At 59.1% G+C, this 24038-nt stretch carries 28 protein-coding genes and 1 tRNA gene; 22 read left to right on the top strand and 7 right to left on the bottom strand.

All coding sequences use genetic code 11. The features are described 5' to 3' along the window. Positions 1-19: 19 nt before the first annotated feature. Positions 20-565, top strand: a complete 546-nt coding sequence (locus tag KKQ10_RS27495; RefSeq protein ID WP_127651691.1) for a 1,2-dihydroxy-3-keto-5-methylthiopentene dioxygenase — start codon at positions 20-22, stop codon at positions 563-565. A gap of 4 nt (positions 566-569) precedes the next feature. Next, entirely contained in the window at positions 570-1253 is a 684-nt protein-coding gene (gene mtnC / locus KKQ10_RS27490) for an acireductone synthase (RefSeq protein WP_127651690.1), read from the top strand. Positions 1254-1430: 177 nt separating this feature from the next. On the opposite strand, the gene KKQ10_RS27485 is transcribed toward mtnC, so the two are convergent. Next, positions 1431-1709 (bottom strand): DUF3509 domain-containing protein, encoded by a 279-nt coding sequence (locus tag KKQ10_RS27485; protein ID WP_027613327.1) that lies wholly within the window; start codon positions 1707-1709, stop codon positions 1431-1433. 380 nt (positions 1710-2089) lie between these two features. On the opposite strand from KKQ10_RS27485, the gene KKQ10_RS27480 reads away from it, so the two are divergent. The 10 genes from KKQ10_RS27480 (at position 2090) to KKQ10_RS27435 (ending at position 11299) form a co-directional block, all read left to right on the top strand. Beyond that, positions 2090-3928 carry a long-chain-acyl-CoA synthetase gene (locus KKQ10_RS27480; RefSeq protein WP_215502902.1) on the top strand — a complete coding sequence of 613 codons (1839 nt, stop codon included), beginning with the start codon at positions 2090-2092 and terminating at the stop codon, positions 3926-3928. A 96-nt stretch (positions 3929-4024) separates the two neighbouring features. Further along, entirely contained in the window at positions 4025-4543 is a 519-nt protein-coding gene (locus KKQ10_RS27475; protein WP_127651688.1) for an ankyrin repeat domain-containing protein, read from the top strand. Between the two features lie 163 nt (positions 4544-4706). After that, positions 4707-5237 carry a hypothetical protein gene (locus KKQ10_RS27470; protein WP_003223219.1) on the top strand — a complete coding sequence of 177 codons (531 nt, stop codon included), beginning with the start codon at positions 4707-4709 and terminating at the stop codon, positions 5235-5237. A gap of 71 nt (positions 5238-5308) precedes the next feature. Then, a complete protein-coding gene (locus tag KKQ10_RS27465; RefSeq protein WP_003223221.1) occupies positions 5309-5500 on the top strand; it encodes a PLDc N-terminal domain-containing protein in 192 nt (63 codons plus the stop codon). A 210-nt stretch (positions 5501-5710) separates the two neighbouring features. Next, a complete protein-coding gene (speE, locus tag KKQ10_RS27460; protein WP_041068886.1) occupies positions 5711-6586 on the top strand; it encodes a polyamine aminopropyltransferase in 876 nt (291 codons plus the stop codon). A gap of 212 nt (positions 6587-6798) precedes the next feature. Beyond that, positions 6799-7032 (top strand): hypothetical protein, encoded by a 234-nt coding sequence (locus KKQ10_RS27455; protein ID WP_127651687.1) that lies wholly within the window; start codon positions 6799-6801, stop codon positions 7030-7032. 212 nt (positions 7033-7244) lie between these two features. Then, positions 7245-7592, top strand: a complete 348-nt coding sequence (locus tag KKQ10_RS27450; protein WP_042558460.1) for a ribonuclease E inhibitor RraB — start codon at positions 7245-7247, stop codon at positions 7590-7592. 534 nt (positions 7593-8126) lie between these two features. Next, on the top strand, positions 8127-9536 hold the full coding sequence (locus KKQ10_RS27445; RefSeq protein WP_127651686.1) for a circularly permuted type 2 ATP-grasp protein: 1410 nt from the start codon (positions 8127-8129) through the stop codon (positions 9534-9536). Positions 9537-9548: 12 nt separating this feature from the next. Beyond that, the gene (locus KKQ10_RS27440; RefSeq protein ID WP_007960702.1) at positions 9549-10499 is read left to right on the top strand and encodes an alpha-E domain-containing protein; all 951 of its coding nucleotides are present in this window, start codon (positions 9549-9551) and stop codon (positions 10497-10499) included. After that, complete coding sequence (locus KKQ10_RS27435) at positions 10496-11299, top strand: transglutaminase family protein (protein ID WP_025113341.1); 804 nt, start codon at positions 10496-10498, stop codon at positions 11297-11299. The genes KKQ10_RS27440 and KKQ10_RS27435 overlap by 4 nt, the downstream gene beginning before the upstream one ends. Positions 11300-11429: 130 nt before the next feature. Here KKQ10_RS27435 and KKQ10_RS27430 read toward each other — a convergent pair whose 3' ends face one another. Then, on the bottom strand, positions 11430-12251 hold the full coding sequence (locus KKQ10_RS27430) for a c-type cytochrome (protein WP_127651719.1): 822 nt from the start codon (positions 12249-12251) through the stop codon (positions 11430-11432). Between KKQ10_RS27430 and KKQ10_RS27425 the strand changes: the two genes are divergently transcribed. The 4 genes from KKQ10_RS27425 to KKQ10_RS27410 all read left to right on the top strand — a co-directional run bounded on the left by KKQ10_RS27425 (position 12237) and on the right by KKQ10_RS27410 (position 17029). Further along, positions 12237-12473, top strand: a complete 237-nt coding sequence (locus KKQ10_RS27425) for a hypothetical protein (protein WP_164747897.1) — start codon at positions 12237-12239, stop codon at positions 12471-12473. The two genes, KKQ10_RS27430 and KKQ10_RS27425, sit on opposite strands and share 15 nt — an antisense overlap. A gap of 363 nt (positions 12474-12836) precedes the next feature. Beyond that, positions 12837-14042 carry an acetyl-CoA C-acetyltransferase gene (locus tag KKQ10_RS27420; protein WP_215502901.1) on the top strand — a complete coding sequence of 402 codons (1206 nt, stop codon included), beginning with the start codon at positions 12837-12839 and terminating at the stop codon, positions 14040-14042. A gap of 24 nt (positions 14043-14066) precedes the next feature. Continuing rightward, positions 14067-16211 carry a 3-hydroxyacyl-CoA dehydrogenase NAD-binding domain-containing protein gene (locus tag KKQ10_RS27415; protein ID WP_215502900.1) on the top strand — a complete coding sequence of 715 codons (2145 nt, stop codon included), beginning with the start codon at positions 14067-14069 and terminating at the stop codon, positions 16209-16211. A gap of 95 nt (positions 16212-16306) precedes the next feature. After that, on the top strand, positions 16307-17029 hold the full coding sequence (locus tag KKQ10_RS27410) for an amidotransferase (RefSeq protein ID WP_095139972.1): 723 nt from the start codon (positions 16307-16309) through the stop codon (positions 17027-17029). A 110-nt stretch (positions 17030-17139) separates the two neighbouring features. On the opposite strand, the gene KKQ10_RS27405 is transcribed toward KKQ10_RS27410, so the two are convergent. The 3 genes from KKQ10_RS27405 to KKQ10_RS27395 all read right to left on the bottom strand — a co-directional run bounded on the left by KKQ10_RS27405 (position 17140) and on the right by KKQ10_RS27395 (position 19876). Beyond that, positions 17140-18111, bottom strand: coding sequence for a magnesium and cobalt transport protein CorA (locus KKQ10_RS27405; protein WP_127651683.1), 972 nt, complete (start codon positions 18109-18111; stop codon positions 17140-17142). A gap of 135 nt (positions 18112-18246) precedes the next feature. Further along, the gene (locus KKQ10_RS27400) at positions 18247-18969 is read right to left on the bottom strand and encodes a 1-acylglycerol-3-phosphate O-acyltransferase (protein WP_215502899.1); all 723 of its coding nucleotides are present in this window, start codon (positions 18967-18969) and stop codon (positions 18247-18249) included. Positions 18970-19186: 217 nt separating this feature from the next. Further along, positions 19187-19876, bottom strand: coding sequence for a crotonase/enoyl-CoA hydratase family protein (locus KKQ10_RS27395; protein WP_007960722.1), 690 nt, complete (start codon positions 19874-19876; stop codon positions 19187-19189). A 295-nt stretch (positions 19877-20171) separates the two neighbouring features. Here KKQ10_RS27395 and KKQ10_RS27390 point away from each other — a divergent pair. The 6 genes from KKQ10_RS27390 to KKQ10_RS27365 all read left to right on the top strand — a co-directional run bounded on the left by KKQ10_RS27390 (position 20172) and on the right by KKQ10_RS27365 (position 22751). Further along, positions 20172-20261: transfer RNA gene (locus KKQ10_RS27390), tRNA-Ser, on the top strand. Between the two features lie 164 nt (positions 20262-20425). After that, positions 20426-20746: a YbjQ family protein gene (locus KKQ10_RS27385; RefSeq protein WP_027613311.1), complete on the top strand. Its 321-nt coding sequence runs from the start codon at positions 20426-20428 to the stop codon at positions 20744-20746. Positions 20747-21014: 268 nt separating this feature from the next. Next, positions 21015-21203, top strand: coding sequence for a hypothetical protein (locus KKQ10_RS27380; protein ID WP_127652673.1), 189 nt, complete (start codon positions 21015-21017; stop codon positions 21201-21203). A gap of 326 nt (positions 21204-21529) precedes the next feature. Beyond that, complete coding sequence (locus KKQ10_RS27375; RefSeq protein WP_127652674.1) at positions 21530-21898, top strand: bacteriocin; 369 nt, start codon at positions 21530-21532, stop codon at positions 21896-21898. 134 nt (positions 21899-22032) lie between these two features. After that, a complete protein-coding gene (locus tag KKQ10_RS27370) occupies positions 22033-22458 on the top strand; it encodes a glycine zipper domain-containing protein (RefSeq protein ID WP_215502898.1) in 426 nt (141 codons plus the stop codon). Between the two features lie 122 nt (positions 22459-22580). Further along, positions 22581-22751: a hypothetical protein gene (locus KKQ10_RS27365; protein WP_215502897.1), complete on the top strand. Its 171-nt coding sequence runs from the start codon at positions 22581-22583 to the stop codon at positions 22749-22751. A gap of 221 nt (positions 22752-22972) precedes the next feature. Here the strand turns inward: KKQ10_RS27365 and KKQ10_RS27360 are convergent, their stop codons facing one another. Further along, positions 22973-23284: a contact-dependent growth inhibition system immunity protein gene (locus tag KKQ10_RS27360; RefSeq protein ID WP_215502896.1), complete on the bottom strand. Its 312-nt coding sequence runs from the start codon at positions 23282-23284 to the stop codon at positions 22973-22975. Beyond that, positions 23281-24038 (bottom strand): RHS repeat-associated core domain-containing protein (locus tag KKQ10_RS27355; protein ID WP_215502895.1); only part of this gene is annotated, 758 nt, incomplete at its 5' end. The genes KKQ10_RS27355 and KKQ10_RS27360, both read right to left, overlap by 4 nt.

Here is a 24038-nt window from a genome sequence, read left to right as displayed (position 1 = left end):
CGATACCGAGGAATTGCCCATGAGCAGCCTGTCCGTTTATCACGTTTCCAGCCCTGACCTTCCGAACAAGGTGCTGACCCATTTCGAAGACATCGCCTCGACACTCGCCGAGCAAGGCGTGCGCTTCGACCGCTGGCAAGCCGCGGCGAAGATCCAGCCCGGTGCCACCCAGGAAGAAGTGATCAGCGCCTATCAGCAGCAGATCGACAAGCTGATGACCGAACGCGGCTACATCACCGTCGATGTGATCAGCCTCAACAGCGATCACCCGCAAAAAGCCGAGCTGCGCGCCAAGTTCCTCGAAGAACACCGCCATGGCGAAGACGAAGTCCGCTTCTTCGTCGCCGGGCGTGGCCTGTTCACCTTGCACATCGACGATTATGTCTACGCGGTGCTGTGTGAGAAGAACGACCTGATCTCGGTACCGGCTGGCACTAAACACTGGTTCGATATGGGCGAGAACCCGCACTTCGTGGCGATTCGCCTGTTCAACAACCCGCAAGGCTGGGTCGCCAACTTCACCGGTGAAGACATCGCCGGGCGCTTCCCGCGTCTGGAGGACTGAGCCGATGTCGATCAAAGTCATCCTCACCGACATCGAAGGCACCACCAGCGCGGTGAGTTTCGTGTTCGACGTGCTGTTCCCGTATGCCGCCAAACATCTGCCGGACTTTGTGCGCCAGAACGCCGAGCGCGCCGATGTGGCCGAGCAGATCGCCGCCGTGCGCCGCGACAGCAACGAGCCGCAGGCTGACGTTGAACGGGTGGTTGAAATTCTCCTGAGCTGGATCGCCGAAGACCGCAAGGCCACGCCGCTCAAAGCACTGCAAGGCATGGTCTGGGAGCAGGGCTATCAGGCCGGGCAGTTGAAGGGTCACGTTTACCCGGACGCCGTTGAAGCGCTCAAGCGCTGGCATCAGGCCGGTTATCAACTGTTTGTGTATTCATCGGGGTCGATCCAGGCGCAGAAGCTGATCTTCGGTTGTTCCGAGGCGGGGGACCTGACGCCGCTGTTCAGCGGTTATTTCGATACCACGTCGGGGCCAAAGCGTGAGGCGCAGTCTTACACCAATATCCAGCAGGCCATTGGCGTTAAATCGGAGGAAATTTTGTTCCTCTCAGACATCGTGCAGGAACTCGACGCCGCTCAATCGGCAGGCCTGCAAACCTGCGGCCTGGCTCGCGACGGTGGCGAGCTGCAAGGGCATGTCACCGTCGACAGCTTTACCGGCATCGAACCGGAAGCCTTCTAAACCCACAAGTCCCTGTAGGAGCTGCGGAACGCTGCGATCTTTTGATCTTGATTTTGGTTTTAAAGATCAAGATCAAAAGATCGCAGCGTTCCGCAGCTCCTACATAAAAACCGCGTACAAAAAACAGGCCGGGCAGTGAAAGCTGCCAGGCCTGTTTTGTTTAAAGCTTCGAATCAGTTACAGCGAATGATATGTCGGCAGTGCAAAGCGCTGCTGGCTCTGCAGCATCGCAATTTGCGGCAGCTCGCTGGCTTCTTCCGCGAGGTCACGACGAATCGCGCTGATCGCCCACGACAGTTGGTCGGCGTTGTGCATTTGCTGGTACGTCAGGGCGCGCTTGAACACTTTGCCTTCGCTGCTGCGCAGGGTCAGCAGGATCCCGCCATCGGGACGTGGCGCAGTGGTGACGTTGAAGTTGGAGAACAGCGAGGTAAATTTTTCTTGGATCAGGCTCATGTCTATCAGCTCCTTATGCACTTGAATGGCAAGCATGCAGAGGAGGTTGCAGCGATTGTGCCAGCATTTCGAAAATTATAATTCGTTATAAATCAGTAGCTTATGATTCGTGAATTTTGCAAGGGTCGTGCAATCTGCATGAATGGCCATCGTGCATCCTGCATTTTGCGGGATCGTCGTCGACACGATGGAACCTATTCGCTGGGCCATGATCCCCGCTGTCGTCCCTGCGGCTGCGGATACAAAACATTGCAAAAACCGCGTGTACAGGCCGAGAAGCGCTGACGTATTTTCGGTCTCGACCTTTGCCCACAACGCAGGGTCATGCCCACAGCCCGAACAATAAAAAAACGGCCAGCAAGGTCGAACGGGGAGCCTTCATGAGTCACGCGCCAAGCGACACGATTACCTGGGGCATGATGCTCCGCAAGCTGCCGATGATCGCCAGGGCCCTCCCGCGAGTGGTCAAGGGCATGAAGGTGGCTAACGTCAAGGACCCGACCCAGGCCTGTGGTCTTGGCTGGACCTTCGAACAAGCGACCCTGCGCAATCCCGAAGGCCTGGCGTTATTGCAGGGCGATGTCCTGTTGACCTATGCGCAGGTCAACCAGTGGGCCAATCGCATCGCCCACTATCTGAGCGTGCAGGGCATCGGCAAGGGTGACGTGGTTGCGGTGTTCATCGAAAACCGCCCGGAACTGCTGGTGACCATTCTGGCGCTGGCCAAGCTCGGCGCCGTCAGCGCGCTGCTCAATACCTCGCAGACCCGCGATACGCTGATTCACAGCGTGAACCTGGTGGCGCCAGTGGCGATCGTGCTTGGTGAGGAATTGCAGCCGGCGTTCGCCACGATTCGCGAGCACGTGTCGATCGCCGCGCAGCGCACCTGGTTTATCGCCGACGGCGACACCCACAGCCACCCGGGCATTGCGCCCGAAGGCTATATCAACCTGATCAGCGCCAGTGCCGATGCCTGCGCTGACAACCCGCCCAGCAGCCGCGAAGTGTTCTTCGACGATCCGTGCTTTTACATCTACACCTCCGGCACCACCGGCCTGCCCAAGGCCGGCGTGTTCAAGCACGGCCGCTGGATGCGCAGCTCCGCCAGCTTCGGCACGATCGCCTTGAACATGCACCCCGACGACGTCGTCTATTGCACCTTGCCGCTGTACCACGCCACCGGCCTTTGCGTGTGCTGGGGCTCGGCGATCAACGGTGCTTCGGGGTTCGCGATCCGCCGCAAGTTCAGCGCCAGCCAGTTCTGGAACGACGTACGCCGCTATCGCGCGACCACCATCGGTTACGTCGGCGAACTGTGCCGCTATCTGGTCGATCAACCGGCCAGCGCCGACGACAGTCGTCACGAGGTGCGCAAGATGATCGGCAACGGCTTGCGCCCCGGCGCCTGGGCCGAGTTCAAGACCCGGTTTGCCGTCGAGCACATCTGTGAGTTGTACGCAGCGAGCGACGGCAACATCGGCTTCAGCAACATCCTCAACTTCGACAACACCATCGGTTTCTCGCTGATGGCCTGGGAACTGGTGGCGTACGACCACGACAGCGGTCAGCCGTTGCGCAGCGCCGACGGCTTCATGCGCAAGGTCGGCAAGGGCGAGCAGGGCTTGCTGCTGGCGCGGATCGACGAAAAAGCCCCGCTGGACGGCTACACCGACCCGCAGAAAACCGCCAAGGTGGTGCTGCACGACGTGTTCAGCAAGGGCGACCGCTTCTTCAACACCGGTGACCTGCTGCGCAATATCGGCTTCGGCCATGCGCAGTTCGTCGATCGCCTCGGCGACACCTACCGCTGGAAGGGCGAAAACGTCTCGACCACTGAAGTGGAAAACCTGCTGCTGCAGCATCCACACATCTCCGAGGCAGTGGCCTACGGTGTGGAAGTGCGCAACACCAACGGCCGCGCCGGAATGGCCGCGATTACCCCGGCCGAGTCCCTGGCGACCCTGGACTTCGCCGAACTGCTGGCGTTTGCCCGTCAGCGCATGCCGGCCTATGCGGTGCCGCTCTTTCTGCGGGTGAAGGTGAAGATGGAGACCACCGGCACTTTCAAATACCAGAAGACCCGCTTGAAAAACGAAGGCTTCGACCCCGCTCAGACGGGCGATGACCCGATCTATGCGTGGTTGCCCGGCACGCAGACTTACGTGCAGGTGACGGACGACGTGTTGGCCGATATTCATCAGGGCAAGTACCGCTATTGATATTGGCTATGGCATGACTTGAGAAAAAGGGGGTGACAGCTATCGTCGCGCTCGGGAAACTGTCGGCTTTGCGAATAACCGAAAGTGGAGTTGCCCATGTCTGACCAAAGCCGCCAGATGACCCCTGAAGAAGCTGCCGAATTCACCGAGCAGGTTTTCAACAAGGCACGCGACGGTGATGCGCTGATGCTCGATCGGCTGATCAGCGCCGGTTTGCCGGTGAACCTGAAAAACAGCAAGGGCGACACGCTGCTGATGCTTGCCAGTTACTACGGCCACGTCGACGCGGTGCAAGTGCTGCTCAAGCACAAGGCCGACCCGGAACTGCGTAACGGCAACGGCCAGAGCCCGATTGCCGGCGCGGCGTTCAAGGGCGATCTGGCCGTGGTCAAGGCGCTGGTGGAGGCGGGCGCCGAAATCGAAGGTTCGTCGTTCGATGGCCGCACTGCGCTGATGATGGCGGCGATGTTCAACCGGGTTGAAATCGTCGATTACCTGATCGGCAAAGGCGCCGACCCGAAAGCCAAGGATGCCAACGGCATCACCGCGCTGGATGCGGCCCGGACCATGGGCGCGGTCGACACCACGGCGCAGCTGGAAAAACTGCTGGCCTGATAAAGTCAAAAGATCGCAGCCTGCGGCAGCTCCTACATGAATGCGTTCGCCATCCATTTGGTGAACGAACGCTAAACCTGTAGGAGCTGCCGCAGGCTGCGATCTTTTGCTTTGTGCGCTATCCTCCGCGCCCTCATATTTACCTTCCACAGGATCCGCTCTCATGAAAGCCGCACTCGTCGAACTCATCAGCAAAATCAGCTCCGGCTGCATGGGCGAGGACGAGATCCTGAACGTGGCCGATGAAGCCGCACAGGCCTACGCCGATGCCGAGGCTTTCCTGGCGGCCAACCCCGATATCAACTACGACGACACCTTCCCGATTCCGCTGGGCGAGTGGGTCGTGGTCGGCAGCCTGCCGGAGACCGTGCTGTTCCAGGCCGACACCTACGTTGACCTGTTCGCGCAGATCGTCGCGTCGTTCGGCCCGGGCGTCGATTTCAACCTCAAGCCAAAACAACTGGCCAAGACCGAAGCACTGACCGCACTCAACCGTATTCAGGTGCAGATGAGCAGCCTGAACAAGGAAAACGGCGGTTACACGCTGATGAACTTCAGCCAGTTGCTCGACGACGAGCTGCAAGTGGTGCTGGTCTACGGCAACGACGTGCCACGGGTGCTGGAACTGTGCGCCGAAGTCGGCATCGCTGCGGCGCCGTCGCTGGAAGCCCTGAAGGTCGCCGTTCACGTCTGAACGCAATAAAAGGGAACCCTGCGCGCGACCGTCTATCCTAAAAGTGCATGCCACTATTCTGGAGTGACACCATGGGTTCCACGTTCAACGGTCTGATTGGCCTGATCATTCTTGCCCTCGACATCTGGGCCATCATCAACGTGCTGAAAAGCGGCGCAGAGACCGGGATGAAAATCCTCTGGGTCCTGCTGATCATCCTCCTGCCAGTGCTGGGCCTGATCATCTGGGCGATCGCCGGGCCACGGGGCAACGTGCGGATCTGAGCCTGAGAACAGCGCAATACCCTTTGCAGGAGTGAGCCTGCTCGCGATAGCTATTTCCCAGTCAACGAATCTGTGACTGAAAAACCGCTATCGCGAGCAGGCTCACTCCTACAGGGTTCGACCTGTCATCTTCGGCGACGTAGAATGCGCGCCTTTCCCGGGCAATCGTCCCCACGATCGACGCCCGCGCATTCATCGGAGCACTTGACCATGACCGTCACCAAGACCAGCGAATACCTGGAAACCCTTTACGAAGGCTACGGCCAGCGTTTTCGCATGGAAAAACTGCTGCACGAAGTGCGCACCGAGCACCAGCACCTGGTGATTTTCCAGAACCCGCGCATGGGCCGGGTGATGGCGCTGGACGGCGTGATCCAGACCACCGAAGCGGATGAGTTCATCTACCACGAAATGCTCACCCACGTGCCGATCCTCGCCCACGGCACCGCCAAGCGCGTGCTGATCATCGGCGGCGGCGACGGTGGTATGCTGCGCGAAGTGACCAAACACGCCAGCGTCGAGCACATCACCATGGTCGAGATCGATGGCACCGTGGTCGACATGTGCAAGGAATTCCTGCCGAACCACTCCAAGGGCGCCTACGACGATCCACGGCTGAACCTGGTGATCGACGACGGCATGCGTTTCGTCGCCACCACCACTGAAAAATTCGACGTGATCATCTCCGACTCCACCGACCCGATCGGCCCGGGCGAAGTGCTGTTCTCGGAAAACTTCTACCAGGCCTGCCATCGCTGCCTGAACGAGGGCGGCATCCTCGTGACCCAGAATGGCACGCCGTTCATGCAAATCGACGAAGTCAAAACCACCGCCGGTCGCTTGCGCAGCCTGTTCCCGGACTGGCACTTCTATCAAGCAGCCGTGCCGACCTACATCGGCGGTTCGATGACGTTCGCCTGGGGCTCGACCAACCCGGCCTACCGCAAGCTGAGCCGCGAAACCCTGCAGCAGCGCTTCATCGGCAGCGGCATCGTCACCCGCTACTACAACCCGGAAATTCACATCGGCGCGTTCGCGTTGCCACAGTACGTGCTGCAGGCGATCAACAAGCCAAGCAACGACTAAAAGCACTGCAAAACCCCTGTAGGAGCTGCCGCAAGCTGCGATCTTTTGATCTTGTTTTTAAAAATCAAAGTCAAAAGATCGCAGCCTGCGGCAGTTCCTACGGTCGATGTCTTTTTTTCATGGTCGCCCGCTGCAATCCTTTTGAACGATCAATCTCGCCAAAAGTCGAGATAGTAGTAAGCCCATTTGCGGGTTTGTTCGAGGAGGCACCGATGCAAAAGTGGAAAGTCACTTTCGTGGACGATCATGGTGAAATTGTCGATGAGGTGTTCGAGCGCGCGGAATGCCCCAGTGATGACGAGGCCGCACGCCTGATCAAGGAACGGCTCCTGCCCGTCGCCGCCGAACTGGACATGAACGATCTGGAAGGTCGTACCGCCGATGCCGGGGTGAAAAGCCTGAAAACCCAGAACAGCATCGAAATCCGCAGCATCACGCCTATCTGAAATTCTTCTTGTCACCTGCTGTGCCAGGCCTTGGCAGCGCCTCTATCTTGGGGCTACTCTGCAAGTGAGATCAGCGAACCAATCGCTAAGGTCTGGTCTTGTCAGCTACATGCTTGTTTCCCGCCGGCAACCCGGTTGCCGATGTACTTTGGCCTGTAAGGCCCGGGGCGGGAATACGGAAAGTCTATCCATCTATCCGAGGGGGACGATTCATGAGCACAGCCTATCAAGAAGACATCAGCAGCAATGTGCTGCGCCGCATGAAAGAAGGCGGTTTCGACTTTTCCCGATTCCATCCCATCGAGTTCTACGCCATTTTCCCGGACGAGGAGCGGGCGCGCAGGGCGGCAGGCAAATTTCGCGGTGAGTCCATCAATGCCCAGGTCAGTGCGCGCGACGATGGTGCCTGGTCGCTGGAATTGAGCAAAGTGATGTACGCAACCTATGACGACATTGGCGATTTCGAGCAGGGTTTCTCTGCCGTGGTCGAGCCGCTGGGCGGCATCATCGAAGGCTGGGGCGTGAAGCAGGAGGTGCGCAGTCGCTACCGTCTGAACTGATCTCTTGCATGAACGTAAGCAACGGCTGGCCCTTGGGTCGGCCGTTGTTGTTTTTGAAAATCAAAAGATCGCAGCCTTCGGCAGCTCCTACAACCCATCACCTGTAGGAGCTGCCGAAGGCTGCGATCTTTGGCTTTTGCTTTCAAAACGTTTCAAACAGGCAAAAAAAAGCCACCGGAGAGGGTGGCTAAAGGGAAGACCGATAAGGAGAGGAAACCGGTCAGGGTTAAGGCTTTGCGGGCTGCGTTGGCAGTGCGGATCAGTGGGGCTGAAGACTTCTGCGTAGAGGTTCGTTCAGCGAATGCACGGATTATCCGTAGCTGACGCCGAGCAGTGAAATCAACTCTGACTATGCTGGTGATAGGCGACCGCACTGCGTCGCAATGAGGCGGGGGCGATCAGGTCGGGGCATTTGCCGCACAGGAATGGTGCGGTGTTGCTGACGTGAATATCCAACCGATTGAAATCAAAGCGTTTATGCCGATGGCACGGGCCTTGCGAAGGCCTGTAGGTCCGGGTGACAAGGAGTACGGCATGATCCGCACCTATTTTGATGAAATGTACGATGCCGGCGGCCAGGTCCGCCCGCATTACCGGGAGTTCGCCCGCTGGCTGGCCGATACGCCTGACGAGTTGCTGGCACAACGGCGACGCGAGGCCGATCTGCTGTTCCACCGGGCCGGGATCACCTTCACGCTCTATGGGGACGAGCAGGGCACCGAGCGCCTGATTCCTTTCGACACCATTCCGCGCAGCATTCCCGCCAGCGAGTGGCGGATCGTCGAGCGCGGCTGTATCCAGCGGGTCAAGGCGTTGAACATGTTCCTCGCCGACCTCTATCACGAGCAGCGCATCATCAAGGCCGGGATCATCCCCGCCGAACAGGTGCTGGCCAACGAGCAGTACCAGTTGGCGATGCAGGGTCTGGACCTGCACCGCGACATCTATTCGCACATCTCCGGCGTTGATCTGGTGCGCGATGGCGACGGCACTTACTACGTGCTCGAAGACAACCTGCGCACTCCGAGCGGCGTGAGCTACATGCTCGAAGACCGCAAAATGATGATGCGTCTGTTCCCCGAACTGTTCGCCGCCCAGCGCATCGCGCCCATTGACCACTACCCCAACCTGTTGCTCGATACCCTGAAGAGCTCCAGCCCGATCGATAATCCGAGCGTGGTGGTGCTGACGCCCGGGCGCTTCAACAGTGCGTTCTTCGAACACGCCTTTCTGGCGCGGGAAATGGGCGTCGAACTGGTGGAGGGCGCGGACCTGTTCGTGCGTGACGACAAGGTTTTCATGCGCACCACCGACGGGCCGAAAGCGGTGGACGTGATCTATCGGCGTCTCGACGACGCGTTCCTCGACCCGCTGGCGTTCCGCCCGGACTCGATGCTTGGCGTGCCGGGGCTGTTGTCGTCCTATCGCTCCGGCAACGTGGTGCTGGCCAATGCCATCGGCACCGGCGTGGCGGACGACAAATCGGTGTACCCGTTTGTCACCGAGATGATCCGTTTCTACCTCGACGAAGAACCGATCCTGAAAAACGTGCCGACCTGGCAGTGTCGCAACCCCTCGGAGCTTTCCCACGTGCTGGCCAATCTGCCGGATCTGGTGGTCAAGGAAACCCAGGGCTCCGGCGGTTACGGAATGCTCGTGGGGCCGGCGGCGACAACGGCGGAAATCGATGCGTTCCGCGAGCGAATCAAAGCCAAGCCCCACGCGTACATCGCACAGCCAACGCTGTCACTGTCGACCTGTCCGACCTTTGTCGAAAACGGCATTGCGCCGCGCCATATCGACCTGCGCCCGTTCGTCTTGTCCGGGCGTGAAACCCGGGTTGTGCCCGGCGGTTTGACCCGTGTCGCCCTGCGTGAAGGCTCCCTGGTGGTGAATTCCTCCCAGGGTGGCGGAACCAAGGACACCTGGGTGGTCGAGGATTGAAGGAAGCTTGCCATGTTAAGTAGAACTGCCTCGGATCTGTACTGGATGTCGCGTTACCTGGAGCGAGCGGAAAACCTCGCGCGGATGCTCGATGTCAGCTATTCGCTGTCGCTGATGCCGCAGGACGGTCGCGGCGACGGTCTGCACGAACTGGCCATGCCGCTGTTGATCACCGGCACCCTCGACGATTACCTGGAGCGTCACGGCGAGCTGCACGCCGAACGCCTGCTGCACTTTTTCGCCCTCGATGCGGCCAACCCGGCGAGCATCTACAGCTGCCTCGGCGCGGCGCGGGCGAGTGCGCATGCGGTGCGCGGGCGGATCACCGCGGACATGTGGGAAAACATCAACGCCACCTGGCTGGAGATTCGCGGGATCGCCGAGCAGGGCCTCAGTCGTTACGGCATGAGCCGTTTCTGCGAGTGGATCAAGGAGCGTTCGCACCTGTTCCGGGGCGCGTCCTACGGCACGATCATGCGTAACGATGCGTTCCGCTTCATTCGCCTCGGCACCTTCATCGAGCGCGCGGACAACACGCTACGACTGCTCGATGCGCGCTACGAAATGGCCGGCGATCAGGCCGAAGCCGTCAGTGACGGCACCGCCCACGCCTATTACCAGTGGAGTGCGTTGCTGCGGGCCCTGTCGTCGTTCGAGGCCTACACCGAGATCTACCGCGATGCCCCCGGTGCCCGGCATGTCGCCGAACTGCTGCTGTTGCGCGCCGATGTGCCGCGCTCGCTGCGCGCCTGCACCGAAGAAATCGACCAGATCCTCGCGCAACTGCCAGGGGCCAACGGTCGTCCGGCACAGCGCCTGGCCGCCGAAATGGACGCGCGCCTGCGCTACACCGGCATCAACGAAATCCTCGCCGAAGGCCTGCACGCCTGGCTCACCGAATTCATCCCGCTGGTGCGCCAGTTGGGCAATGCCATTCACAGTTCATACCTGGAGGCTGCATGAGACTTTCCATTAGCCACGAGACCACCTATCACTATGAAGATCAGGTGCGGGCGAGCATCCAGTATCTGCGCCTGACCCCGCACGACAGCGAGCGTCAGCACGTGTTGAGCTGGCAGCTCGACTTGCCGCGCCCGGTGCGCGCCCAGCTCGATCCGTTCGGCAACATCCTGCATGTGCTGACCATGGACGAGCCGCACGAAGCGATCATCATTGGCGCCCGGGGCCAGGTCGATATCGACGAATTGCGCGAGGCCGAGCATGAAAGTCAGTCGGCGCTGCCGTTCCTGCGTTTTACTCGCCTGACCGAGGCCGACGAAGCGTTGCGGGCGTTTGCCGACAAATCCTGCAAGCAGCGACGTGATCGCACCGCGCTGATCGACTTGATGCACGGCTTGAACCAGCACATGACCTACACCCCGGGTTCCACCGAAGTCGACACCAGTGCGGCCGAAGCCTTCGCCGGGCGCGCCGGGGTTTGCCAGGACCACACCCATGCCTTTCTGGCGTGCGCGCGCAGCCTGGGGATCCCTTCACGCTATGTCTCGGGTTATCTCTACAGCGAGGATTGCGAGCACCTGGCCAGCCATGCCTGGGCCGAAGCGTGGCTGGATGACGCCTGGTACAGCTTCGACGTGACCAACGAACTGGCCCGGCCCGAACGCCATCTGAAACTGGCGGTGGGCCTGGATTACCTGGATGCCTGCCCGGTACGCGGCATGCGCCGGGGCGGGGGGAGCGAGCAGATGCATGCGAAGGTGTTTGTCTCGCCAACGCCGGTCATCTCCGTGCAACAGCAGTAAACACCATCCCCCTGTAGGAGCTGCGGCACGCTGCGATCTTTTGATTCTGTTTTTTACAATCAAGGTCAAAAGATCGCAGCGTGCCGCAGCTCCTACAGGAAGTGGTGTTGCAAAGAGTTTTTGAACAAGCTCAGGGCTTAACCTTGCGCCCGGCCATGTGCTGCAAATAGCCAATCAACTTCTGCAAATCCCCATCCGGCAACACCTGCGGGGAAAATCCCGGCATCTTCGCCTGTGGCCATTGGCGCAGACTCTGCGGATCGCGAATATAGCGTTTGAGGAAGTCCGCACCGAAATACTCGGTCGGGTTATACGGAATATTCAGATCCGGCCCGAACTGCGCATCCCCCGCACCGTTCAAGCGGTGACAGGCCAGGCAGTTTTTTTGAAACAGCGCAAAACCCTGATTCACCGGGTCATCGGCTTTCAGCGCAGGATCCGGCAACAGGGCAGGGAAACGCGCCGCCACTGGCGCGATACGCTGGATGCTGGCCACTTCGAACGGCCACTGCTCCGGGCTGATATTGCCGGCCTGCGGATCGGTCCACACCAGATAGAACGGCCCTGCACTGTGCTTGCCTTCCGACAGCGGCGGCCATGGCTGCGCCGGGTCTTCGATCGCCAGCCAGGCCCGCGCGCCCTTACTGTTGAGCAGCGGTGCAGCGCTCAATTCTGCGGCAAACCCGTCCAGCGCCACCGCTTGCAAGTGGTCGTCCGGCTTGATGCCGGTGAGCAGCGCCGCCACGGGGATGGCGCGATAAGTCATGTCCTTCTTGTAGGACACATCGTTCTTGATGGTGAGGGTTTGCACCTGCGGATGCTTGAGCAATTCCTCGGTCTGCCAGGTGCGACTGTTGGCGCCCAGCTGCAGATTCAGCTGGGCGGCAGACAAGGGCATGCTCAGCAGCAAGGCCCAGAACACAATGAGCGTTTTCAAATGATCGCCGTCCATGTCGTGGAAGTGCGCAAAGGTTGGCACAGCCACGCTGGCCCGGGTAGCGGGGCCAGTCACATTTTTTGTGGCGATGACGAGCGCCTGCCGCTTGAGTCAGCCGAGCACCTTGGTCAGGTTCGGCAAAATCAACAACAGCGTCGTGGCGAAAAGAATGAGCCCTGCTTGACGAACTTTCGGTTGTTTGAACATGGCTTGACCGCCTTTATTGTTATTTCCTGATGTCTGCCTGCATATCCATGACGGCAAACGCTGCACTTCCTGTTGAAGAACGTCGGCCCCGGCAAAACCCGACGACTCTGACGTACATGTACTACCTTAGAGCCCGCGTCACGCGCGGCTTAGATCCATTTCGTATGTATTTGCTGCCGATAGCGATAAAAAAGGCATGAGGCGTATTGCCAGCTTCTTTGCCGCCCGCTTGCTAGACAACTCGCCGACCTGAACCGGTTCACCCAATGGTGGATGACCGTCCGTCTGAGCGTGCGCGTCAACGTCATTGAGCGCTGTGGTCATTGAATCCTCGACCACGCGGGACAACAGTGACACCACGAATTTCACTCACCGCACAGGTTCGAGGACGTCATGACCCAAGCTTTGATTTTCGATGCGTTACGCACGCCCCGTGGCAAAGGCAAGGCCGATGGCGCGCTGCACAGCGTCAAACCGGTGAATCTGGTGGCGGGGCTGTTGACCGCGCTGCAAAGCCGCACCGCGCTGGACACCAGCCAGGTCGATGACGTGGTGCTCGGTTGCGTCACGCCAATCGGCGATCAGGGCTCGGACATCGCCAAGACTGCGGTGCAAGTGGCGGATTGGGACGTCAGCGTGGCGGGCGTACAAATCAACCGCTTCTGCGCTTCGGGTCTGGAAGCGGTGAACCTCGGTGCGATGAAAGTCCGTTCCGGCTTCGAAGACCTGGTGGTGGTCGGCGGCGTCGAGTCGATGTCGCGGGTGCCGATGGGCAGCGACGGTGGTGCCTGGGCGCTGGACCCGCAAACCAACCTGCACAGCCACTTCACCCCGCAGGGCGTTGGCGCGGACCTGATCGCCACCCTTGAAGGCTTCAGCCGTGAGGATGTTGATGCCTACGCGCTGCACTCGCAGCGCAAAGCGGCGCGGGCACGGGCCGACGGTTCGTTCAACAAGTCGCTGGTGCCGGTGCAGGATCAGAACGGCATCATCCTGCTCGACCACGACGAATTCATTCGGGCCGAATCGACGATGGAAGGCCTCGGCAAACTCAAGCCGAGTTTCGAAATGATCGGCCAGATGGGTTTTGATGCCACGGCGTTGCGGGTCTACAGCCACGTCGAGCGGATCAACCATGTGCATACGCCGGGCAACAGCTCCGGGATCGTCGACGGTGCGGCGCTGATGTTGATCGGCTCTGAAGCCAAGGGCCGTGCACTCGGCCTGCAACCACGGGCGCGAATCGTCGCCACGGCGGTGACCAGCACTGACCCGACCATCATGCTCACCGGTCCGGCACCGGCTACGCGCAAGGCGTTGGCCAAGGCCGGTTTGCGCGTGGAAGACATCGACCTGTTCGAGGTTAACGAGGCGTTTGCTTCGGTGGTGCTCAAGTTCATCAAAGACATGGCAGTGGACCCGGACAAGGTCAACGTCAACGGCGGCTCCATCGCCATGGGCCACCCGTTGGGCGCCACCGGTTGCGCGATCCTCGGCACCCTGCTCGATGAACTGGAAACCCGACGCCTGCGTTACGGCCTGGCGACGCTGTGCGTCGGCGGCGGCATGGGCATTGCCACCATCATCGAACGCCTCTGAGCCCCGAATTCAAGGAACCTTGTTATGAGCGAAGCCATTCGTTACGAAAAAGGCCAGGACGGCATCGTCGTGCTGACCATCGACCTGCCGGGCCAGAGCGCCAACACCATGAACGCCGTGTACCGCCAGGCCATGGGCGCCTGCGTTGCGCGTCTGCTGGCGGATAAAGACAGCATCACCGGAGTCATCATCACCTCGGCCAAGAAGACCTTCTTTGCCGGCGGCGACCTCAACGAGCTGATCAAGGTCGGCAAGCCCGAGGCCAAAGCCTTTTACGACCGGGTGCTGAGCCTCAAAGCTCAGTTGCGCACCCTGGAAACCCTCGGCAAACCCGTGGTCGCCGCCATTAACGGTGCGGCGCTCGGCGGTGGCTGGGAAATCTGTCTGGCCTGCCATCACCGGGTGGCGCTGGACGATGACTCGGTGCAGCTCGGTCTGCCGGAAGTGACCCTCGGCCTGCTGCCAGGTGGCGGCGGGGTGGTGCGCATGGTGCGCATGCTCGGCATCGAAAAAGCCCTGCCTTATCTGCTCGAAGGCAAGAAGGTACGCCCGCAACAGGCGTTGCAGGCCGGTTTGATCGATGAACTGGCGGCGGATCGTGACGAGCTGCTGAGCAAGGCTCGCGCATGGATTGTCGCCAACCCGACGGCTGTGCAGCGTTGGGACGTGAAGGGCTATCAGATCCCCGGCGGCACACCGTCGAATCCGAAGGTCGCGCAGATGCTGGCGATTGCGCCGTCGATCCTGCGGGCGAAAACCCAGGGCACGCTGCCGGCGCCAGAGAAGATTCTGTGCGCGGCGGTGGAAGGCGCGCAGGTGGACTTCGACACCGCGCACCTGATCGAAACCCGTTATTTCACCGAACTGACCACCGGGCAGATCTCGAAAAACCTGATCGGCACCTTCTGGTTTCAGCTCAACGAGATCAATGCCGGTGGTTCGCGCCCGCAGGGTTTTGAGCCATATGTCACGCGCAAGGTCGGCGTGCTGGGCGCAGGGATGATGGGTGCCGGAATTGCCTTCGTCAGCGCCTCGGCCGGTATTGACGTGGTGCTCAAGGACATCAACCTGGCGGCGGCCGAGAAGGGCAAGGCGCATTCGGCTGCGTTGCTCGACAAGAAAGTCGCCCGGGGCCAGATGACCGCCGAAAAACGCGACGCGGTGCTGGCGCGGATCCAGCCCAGCGAGAACGATGCCGATCTGGCCGGCTGCGACTTGATTATCGAAGCCGTGTTCGAGGATCGCGAGCTGAAAGCTAAGGTCTCGGCGGCGGCGCAAAAAGTGGTCGGTAGCGATGCGGTGATTGCCTCCAACACCTCGACCTTGCCGATCACCGGGCTGGCGACGGCAGTGCCGGACCAGCGCAAGTTCATCGGCCTGCATTTCTTCAGTCCGGTGGAAAAAATGCCGCTGGTGGAAATCATCAAAGGTGCGCAGACCAGCGATGAAACCCTGGCGCGGGGTTTCGACTTCGTTCTGCAAATCAAGAAAACCCCGATCGTGGTCAACGACAGTCGTGGCTTCTTTACCTCGCGGGTGTTTGGCACCTTTACCAACGAAGGCATCGCCATGCTCGGCGAGGGTGTGAGCGCGCCGATGATCGAGACCGAAGCGCGCAAGGCCGGGATGCCGGTCGGGCCGCTGGCGATCTCCGACGAAGTTTCCCTCAGCCTGATGAGCCATATCCGCCAGCAAACGGCCAAAGACCTGCAAGCAGAAGGGAAACCGCTGATAGAGCATCCGGCGTTCGCCGTGATTGACTTGCTGCTCAACGAATACAAACGTCCGGGCAAAGCCGCCGGTGGTGGTTTCTACGATTACCCGGCCAGCGCTCAGAAACATCTGTGGCCGGAGTTGAAGACGCGCTTCGAGAAGGCGGACGGGCAGATTTCGCCGAAGGATGTGCGTGATCGTCTGCTGTTTGTGCAGGCCCTGGAAACCGTGCGCTGCGTGGAGGAGGGCGTGCTGACCTCGACGGCGGATGCCAACGTCGGCTCGATCTTCGGCATCGGTTTTGCGCCGTGGACCGGCGGTGCGCTGCAGTTCATCAATCAGTACGGCGTGCAGGACTTCGTTGCGCGCGCGCAATACCTGGCCGAGCAGTATGGCGAGCGCTTTGCGCCACCGGCACTGCTGCTGGAGAAAGCGGCGAAAGGCGAGTTGTTTTAAGTGATCGGATGAACGCTGCGGGGCTTGCCTTGCCTGGGTGTTTCAAGGCAGGCTCTGGGGTGTTCATTATTCCCATCACGTGTCAGGTATTTTTTATGTCGCTACGCATCTGCATTCTGGAAACCGACATCCTGCGTCCGGAACTGGTCGATCAATATCAGGGTTACGGGCAGATGTTCCAGCGCCTGTTCTCGCAGCAACCGATTGCCGCCGAGTTCACCGTGTACAACGTGATGCAGGGCGAATATCCGAGCGATGATCTGACCTTCGACGCGTACCTGATCACCGGCAGCAAGGCCGATTCGTTCGGCACCGACCCGTGGATCCAGACCCTCAAACAATACCTGCTGACGCGCTATGAGCGCGGCGACAAGCTGCTCGGCGTGTGCTTCGGCCACCAACTGCTGGCGCTGCTGCTGGGCGGCAAGAGCGAGCGTGCCAGCCAGGGCTGGGGTGTCGGCACCCACAACTACAAACTGGCGGCCAAGGCGCCGTGGATGAGCCCGGTGCGTGAAGAACTGACGCTGCTGATCAGCCACCAGGATCAGGTCACCGCGCTGCCGGAAAACGCTACAGTCATCGCCTCCAGCGATTTCTGCCCGTTTGCCGCGTATCACATCAACGATCAGGTGCTGTGCTTCCAGGGCCACCCGGAATTCATTCACGACTATTCGCGGGCGCTGTTGGATCTGCGCCAGGAAGCGCTGGGCTCTCAGATCTACTCCAAAGGCGTCGCCAGTCTGGAGCAGGAGCACCATGGCACGACCGTGGCGGAATGGATGATGCGCTTTGTGGCGCACAAACCAGAAGCGGCTTAACAGCAGATCAAAAGATCGCAGCCTGCACCTCCTACAGGGTGTACACCATCCCAATGTAGGAGCTGCCGAAGGTTCGGGCCGCGTTCGGACGATCTTTTGCTTTTGCCTCTCTATAACCATCCCGATTTCTTGAAACTCGCCCACAAACTCACACACCCCACCGTGATAAACCCCAGCACGCCGAAGTAGCCGTAGTGCCAGCTCAGCTCCGGCATGTTCTGGAAGTTCATCCCGTAAATTCCCGCCACCGCCGTCGGGAACGCCAGAATCGCTGCCCACGCGGCAAACTTGCGCTGCACCACACTTTGCCTTGAGGCCTCAAGCAACACGCCGACCTCGATGGTCTGGCTGGCAATGTCCGCCAGGGTGGTCAAGTCTTCCATTTGCCGCGTGACGTGGATCTGCACATCGCGGAAGTACGGACGCATGTTCTTGTCGATGAACGGGAAGCTCAGCTTCTGCAGCTCCTCACCGATCTCCACCATCGGTGCCGCATAACGGCGCAGGCGCAGGACATCGCGGCGCAGGCCGTGAAGTTTCTGGATGTCATGCTCGTTCAACGCACTGCACAGCACGTTGCGCTCCAGCTCATCGATCTCGGCATGAATCGCTTCGCCCACCGGCTGGTAGTTTTCGATCACGAAATCCAGGATCGCATAGAGTACGAAATCTTCCCCGTGCTCCAACAACAGCGGACGCGCCTCACAGCGTTGACGGACATGCGCGTAGGACGCCGAGTGGCCATTGCGGGCGGTGATGATGTAGCCCTTGCCGGCGAAGATATGCGTTTCGATGAACTGCAAAATCCCGTGCTCGCGAATCGGCGAGTAGATGACGATAAACAAAGCGTCGCCAAAGGTTTCCAGCTTCGGCCGACTGTGTTTTTCCAGGGCGTCTTCGATGGCCAGTTCGTGCAGGTTGAACTGGCGTTGCAGGTTGGCCAGTTCCTGAGCGTCCGGCTCTTCGAGGCCGATCCAGACAAAGTGCCCGGTTTTGGCGGCCCAGGCGGCGCCCTCATCGAGGGTAATATTGGTGACTTTCTTACCGGCGCTGTAAACCGCAGCAGCAACAACTCGACCCATGGTGGTGATTCACTTCTTCTTGGCAGATGGCAGGGAGTACAAGGCTTCAGCTTAGCTGCGTCGCTGCTTGAGAGTCAGGTGAAATCTGCACAGTTCACCCGGCAAAAGAAAACCCGCACGAGGCGGGTTTGTTTTTCACGCAGCCTGTAGCTGCTGATCCATCGCGGCGATGCATTCGCGCATCTGTTCGCGGCACTGGGTCATGAGCATGGGCATGTCATCCATGGTCAGCCCGGCTGTAGGAATGGCCGGCAGCGAGCGTATGAGAATTTCCCCGCTGCGCCAGCGATTCAGGCGCATGTGTTTGATGTAGCTGCTGACGCACACCGGCACGATCGGCACGCCGGCGGCAATCGCCATCTGGAACGCGCCCTTTTTAAACGGCAGCAGCTCTTCACCGAGGTTGCGCGTGCCTTCCGGGAACACCCAGATCGAGGTGTCTTCGTGCTGCAAGGTGTGGGTCGTGGTGAGCATCGACTTGCGCGCCTTCTGCGCATTGCCACGATCGATCAACACATTGCCGGCCAGCCAGAACAATTGCCCGAACAGCGGCACCCATTTCAGGCTTTTCTTGCCGATGCACACGGTACGCCGGGGCACCACGTTGCCGAACACAAACAGGTCGTAGTTGGACTGATGGTTGGCGATGATTACGCAACTGTCGGGCTTGTTCATCAACGGGCCGACATCGGCCTTTACCCGCAGGCGCAGAATGCACATGGCCGGAAGCGCGTAGAGGCGGGCGCACAGACGGCTGTTGTCCGGGTTGAACGGACGGCACAGGCCGAGGATCACTCCCAGTACACCGGCCAGAATAAAGTGCAGGCCCATCAACAACATACGAAACACAAACAGCATTTTCAGGCCCCACCGGGACAAAAGGTGGCGCAGTGTACGGATGTGCACTGTTTTCGGCAATTGCTGCTATAGAGTCCGGAGATAGGCGATGTTTAAGCGCATGTTTCCGGAGTGTGCGTCAGACGCGTCCTAGAGCCGTTGACGATTCATCAACTGAACGCGCAAGAAAAAGCCCGACACGACGGTCGGGCTTTTCTTCGGCTCGGGCAACGAGGGATTAGCCCAGGTGCTCCTGGTCCTGGATGATCGCGTTGTCGAGGGCCTCAAGCAGCGCCTTGCGCACCTTGAGCTTGGTGTTCTTGTGCGCGTTCATGTTGATCTTCTTCAACTGACGCGCGGCGGCCAGGGCAGCGCCTTGCAGTTCTTCGGCAGCGACCACCTTGTCGAGGAAACCGGCATCCACAGCGCTCTTCGGATCAAACATCTCACCGTTGATCACCGAACGGTGGAACGCCGAACGACGCAAGCGATCACGCGCCAGCTCAATGCCGGCGTGGTGCATGGTCATGCCGATCTGCACCTCGTTCAGGCCGATGCTGAACGGACCGTCGACGCCAATGCGGTAGTCGGCAGACAACAACAGGAACGCGCCCTTGGCCACCGCGTGCCCAGGGCACGCAACGATCACCGGGAACGGGTGAGAGAGCAGGCGACGCGCCAGGGTCGACCCCGCAGTCACCAGCGCCACGGCTTCTTTAGGGCCGGCGGTCATCACCTTCAGGTCGTAGCCACCGGACAGAATCCCCGGCTGACCGGTAATGATCACGATGGCACGATCAGTCACCGCCTGATCCAGCGCCGCGTTGAACGCCGCAATCACGTCAGGGGAAATGGCATTGACCTTGCCGTTGTTCAAGGTCAGGGTCGCGATGCCGTCTTCGAGGTGGTAGGCAATCAACTCACTCATGACGCAATTCCTTGTAAGAAAGATGGGCAGACGTTACTCACCACCGTAGGCCAGGTAAAGCGCCGTGACTGACTCGCCGGTCACCGTTTCCCGGCTCGCCCGGCGTAGCGCGCCGTTCTGCTTCTATATAGAAGGGGTGCCGTTACCAGAGAATGGCCGGTTTGCCATCGGCCGCCGGTGGGTGAAACGCCTTTTTGTCTTAAGCGCATGAAAATTCTGAAAAAAAGTTTGCCATCAGAAAAGCTTTCGACTACATTAGCGCGCCTCGACAGACAGAACATGTTTGAAGAGATACGGTGAAGTGTCCGAGTGGCTTAAGGAGCACGCCTGGAAAGTGTGTATACAGGAAACTGTATCGAGAGTTCGAATCTCTCCTTCACCGCCAAATTAAGTACACAAAACCCCTGATTTCGAAAGAGATCAGGGGTTTTGTGGTTTCTGGCATCTGGATTTCAATCCGCTAAGGAAGTCATGCACGCAAGTGCTCAGCCTGATTTGCCATAGCGCATTACAATCGTCGTTTTATCAGTAGAAAAAAGGACTGTTCCCATGATCATCTCCACCACTCACGCCATCGAAGGCCGACAGATCACCGCGTACCTGGACATTGTCAGCGCGGAGTCGGTGCAGGGCGTCAATGTGATCCGTGACATGTTTGCCGGCATGCGCGACTTTTTCGGTGGGCGCTCGCAGACGCTGGAGCGTGCATTGAAAGAGGCGCGGGTTCAGGCGACTGACGAGATCAAGGAGCGGGCGCGGGCGTTGCAGGCGGATGCGGTGGTCGGGCTGGATTTCGAGATCAGCATGCCGGCGGGCAAGGGCGGCATGGTTGTCGTGTTCGCGACGGGTACGGCGGTCAAGTTGCGTTGATGCAGTTGCCGGTTCAAACGAGCCCATTCAGACGATGAATGGGCTTTTTGCTTTTATTGCTTAAGTTCAGCCCCGTGGTTTGAGTGCGCGGGCCACAGGGCGTTTTAGGTGAGTGGTGTGTTGAATTGGCGTAGGCCATTCGTCGGCCATCAGCGGATCTGAACCACAAGTCCAGGAATGACCGGCTAGTCTCAAAAGTCTTGGAGGTCGGTATTTTTTCAGGCAATAGGGTTTTGCCGGTATCGATCCATTGGAAAAGGGCGAAGGTATGACTGATCCGTATATCGAAGACGATGGAGCCGAATTTTCATTCAACAACTGCGTCCGCTGCGGCCAGACGGAGTACCAGGCGGGCTTTGGCGAGGATCCGGTACTGACCGGCAAGATCAAGTCCACCGCGCCCAAGGGGCCGAAAGCCAAGTTTCTTCCGAAGGTCTCGACTCGGTCGAGAAAGTAATCGGCGACCTCACAACCCCGTCTATAAACGGGGTTTTTTATGCCTGAAGTTTATGAAGGGAAATCTCCTACAAGCGGTAGGGCATGTTTTGTTTTTTTTCACAAACTTTTCACGTCCACGGACGTAGGGTGAAGCCATCCGTTAGAAAGCAAGTCTCCAGCCCGTCTCCCCAGCGGGCTTTTTTTTGTCTGCGATAAAACCTTTTGCACAATCGCTGTCCAATCGGCGCCAAGTGCGTGATGGCAGGTGATTTTGTCTGGACTTTAGCGCGCCGGCAGCATTCAATCTCGGCCCCTTTTGATCTCCCTATTTTTGAGGTTTTTGTCATGCGTCTAACATTGCCTGCTCTGGTTCTGGGGCTTCTGGTTGCTCAAGGTGCGGTGGCCGGCGAAGGCACTGCTGCACTCGGCGGTGGTCTGGGTGGTGCGCTGGGTAATGTCGTCGGCCAGAAAATGGGCGGTAGCACCGGCGCAGCGATTGGTGCCGGTGTCGCAGGCGCGGCGGGCAGTGCGATGGCTGCCGGCAAGGGCAGCCGGACCAAAGCGGCCATCGGTGGTGGTGTCGGCGCGGCCGGTGGTTCGGTGATCGGCAACAGCCTGGGCGGCAAGAACGGCGCGACCATTGGCGCCGGTCTCGGCGGTGCGGCCGGTGGTGCCGTTGGCGCCAACCTGTCCAAAGGTCACAAGCGTCACTGATAGCGAACGCTTGTCAGAAAAAGCCCGGCTCGATGCCGGGCTTTTTCATGGCTGAACGTTTTCCCGAAAAATGTCTCCAATTTGACATAGGCCCTATGGGCATAACGTCCCGATTCGGGAACTGTGAGGTTCAAATGCGTTTGTCATTGTCTGCACTGTTTTTCGGATTATTGATCGCTCAAGGCGCGATGGCCGCCGGAGATGGCAGCGCCGCCGTGGGTGGCGGACTGGGCGGTGTGCTCGGTAATGTGGTCGGTGGCCAGCTCGGCGGCAGCACCGGTGCGGCGGTCGGCGCGGGCGTCGGTGGCGCGGCGGGTAGCGCGGTCGGCGCGAATAAACACAATCGCACGGAAGCCGCCATTGGTGGTGGTCTCGGCGCAGCCGGTGGTTCAGTGATCGGCAACAGCCTGGGCGGCTCTACCGGCTCAGCCATCGGTGCAGGATTGGGCGGCGCAGCCGGTGGTGCGGTGGGCAACAACCTGGGTGATGACGGCGGGAAGGGGCATTCCGGCGGTGGTTACAAGCACAACAAGTACAAACATAAAAACCGCCATCATTGATTGAATACCGAAAAGAAACCCGGCCTGGTGCCGGGTTTTTCGCATCTGGCGGCCGGACGCTGGAACGATTGGCCGTGGAGCTTTTCGAACGTTATACAACCCACCAGACGCAGAGGTTTGCCATGACCCCCGAAACTGAAGGCAAGGAAGAAAAAGGCCCGAGTGGTCTGCCGTATATCAATGATCCGGGGAATGAGGATCCGGGGTCGCTGATGGATGATGCGACGGTGCCGTTAAATGATGCGGATGAGGCTTTGGATGAGGATTATGAAGAGGATGAGGATGAGCAGTGATTGTTTGTTCTTTTGATCCTGCTTCGTAGTGATGCTTTTCGAGTCTTCAGGGCCTGCGGTTCTTTCAGGCCCTTTGGGAGGTGCGAGATGGGATGTGAGCAGAAGGACCACGATGTCTGTGATATGCCTGAGTACTACTTAAATAGCTGTGGAAGTTCCTCATTTGTCATTTGCAAACCTCGATTTCAATTCCCGGTTTTCGTAGAGTTTAAATATTCGCATTAATCTATTTCCTCTAACCCTCCATTCAGAGCCGCTAGCACGTGCATTAACCAAGCTCGGCCTGACTCCCACTCATTCCAGTAGCAGTAGTAGCAACTGAGCTCTTTCAATAAATACTCCCTCAGAACAAGCTCTTCCTTATTCTGCTTAAGCAAGAAGCGTAATTCTTTATTAATCGAAAGCAATGTCTCCGTATCCGAAGCTTGCAAGAAATCAGCTATGACTTGATCGGGAGTATCATGCTCTACCATCCAATCTTGATGGAAGTAAGATCCGAAAAAATCTTGAATTTCTGGGAATTCGTAATTCATAGTTCTGGAAATCCGGTTAATAAATAATATCCCAAAGGCAATGTTGGGTCTTTTTTTAGTACTAAAAGAATCTTCGACGCCGTTTGTGAATGGGGAGAGCCATTTAGCATACTTACTCCCACCGGTTGATTGAAATGATGGGTGATAGTGGTTTTGCTTCTACTGCTTGTTAAAAGTCTTCTCACTTTTTGCATGTTCAAACTTAATGCTTCCGATACCGCAGCCTCAGCTGCGGCACGATCTGAAAATGTAGACGCTGCTGGAATATTGGGTTCTGCTTTTAGTCTTTGGGCCAACTGCGAGTCAGTTCTTCCAATATGTTTGGCAATCAGGTGGCCGCCTTGAGCTTCATGCGTGGCCAATCCACCCCCAGGAACGATCTCACTATATGGCCCATCAGCCTGTATTGCTCCCGGACACGGGGTGCATGCCAACCCCAACGGATCCACCCACCCCGTCGGATTCGGCGTGTACTGGTATTGGTTTAGTCCTCCAGCCAGCTTCACCGGATCCGGCGTCAGATACCTTCCCAGCCTCGGGTCGTAATACCGGTGCCGGTTGTAATGCAGCCCGCTCTCCGCATCGAAATACTGACCCTGAAAGCGCAGTGGCTGGTCCAGGTAGTCCTCGCCCGCCAGGGTGATCGCCGAGACCTTGCCGTAGGCGTCGTATTGCGCCGACCAGACGATTTCGCCGCTGTAGTCGGTGAGTTCCTGCGGGGTGCCGAGGTGGTCGAGCTGGTAGTAGAACGGGC

The organism is Pseudomonas sp. MG-9 (assembly GCF_018729515.1).
GTDB classification, from domain to species: Bacteria; Pseudomonadota; Gammaproteobacteria; order Pseudomonadales; family Pseudomonadaceae; genus Aquipseudomonas; species Aquipseudomonas serboccidentalis.
This window is presented reverse-complemented; position numbering and strand designations above follow the sequence as displayed.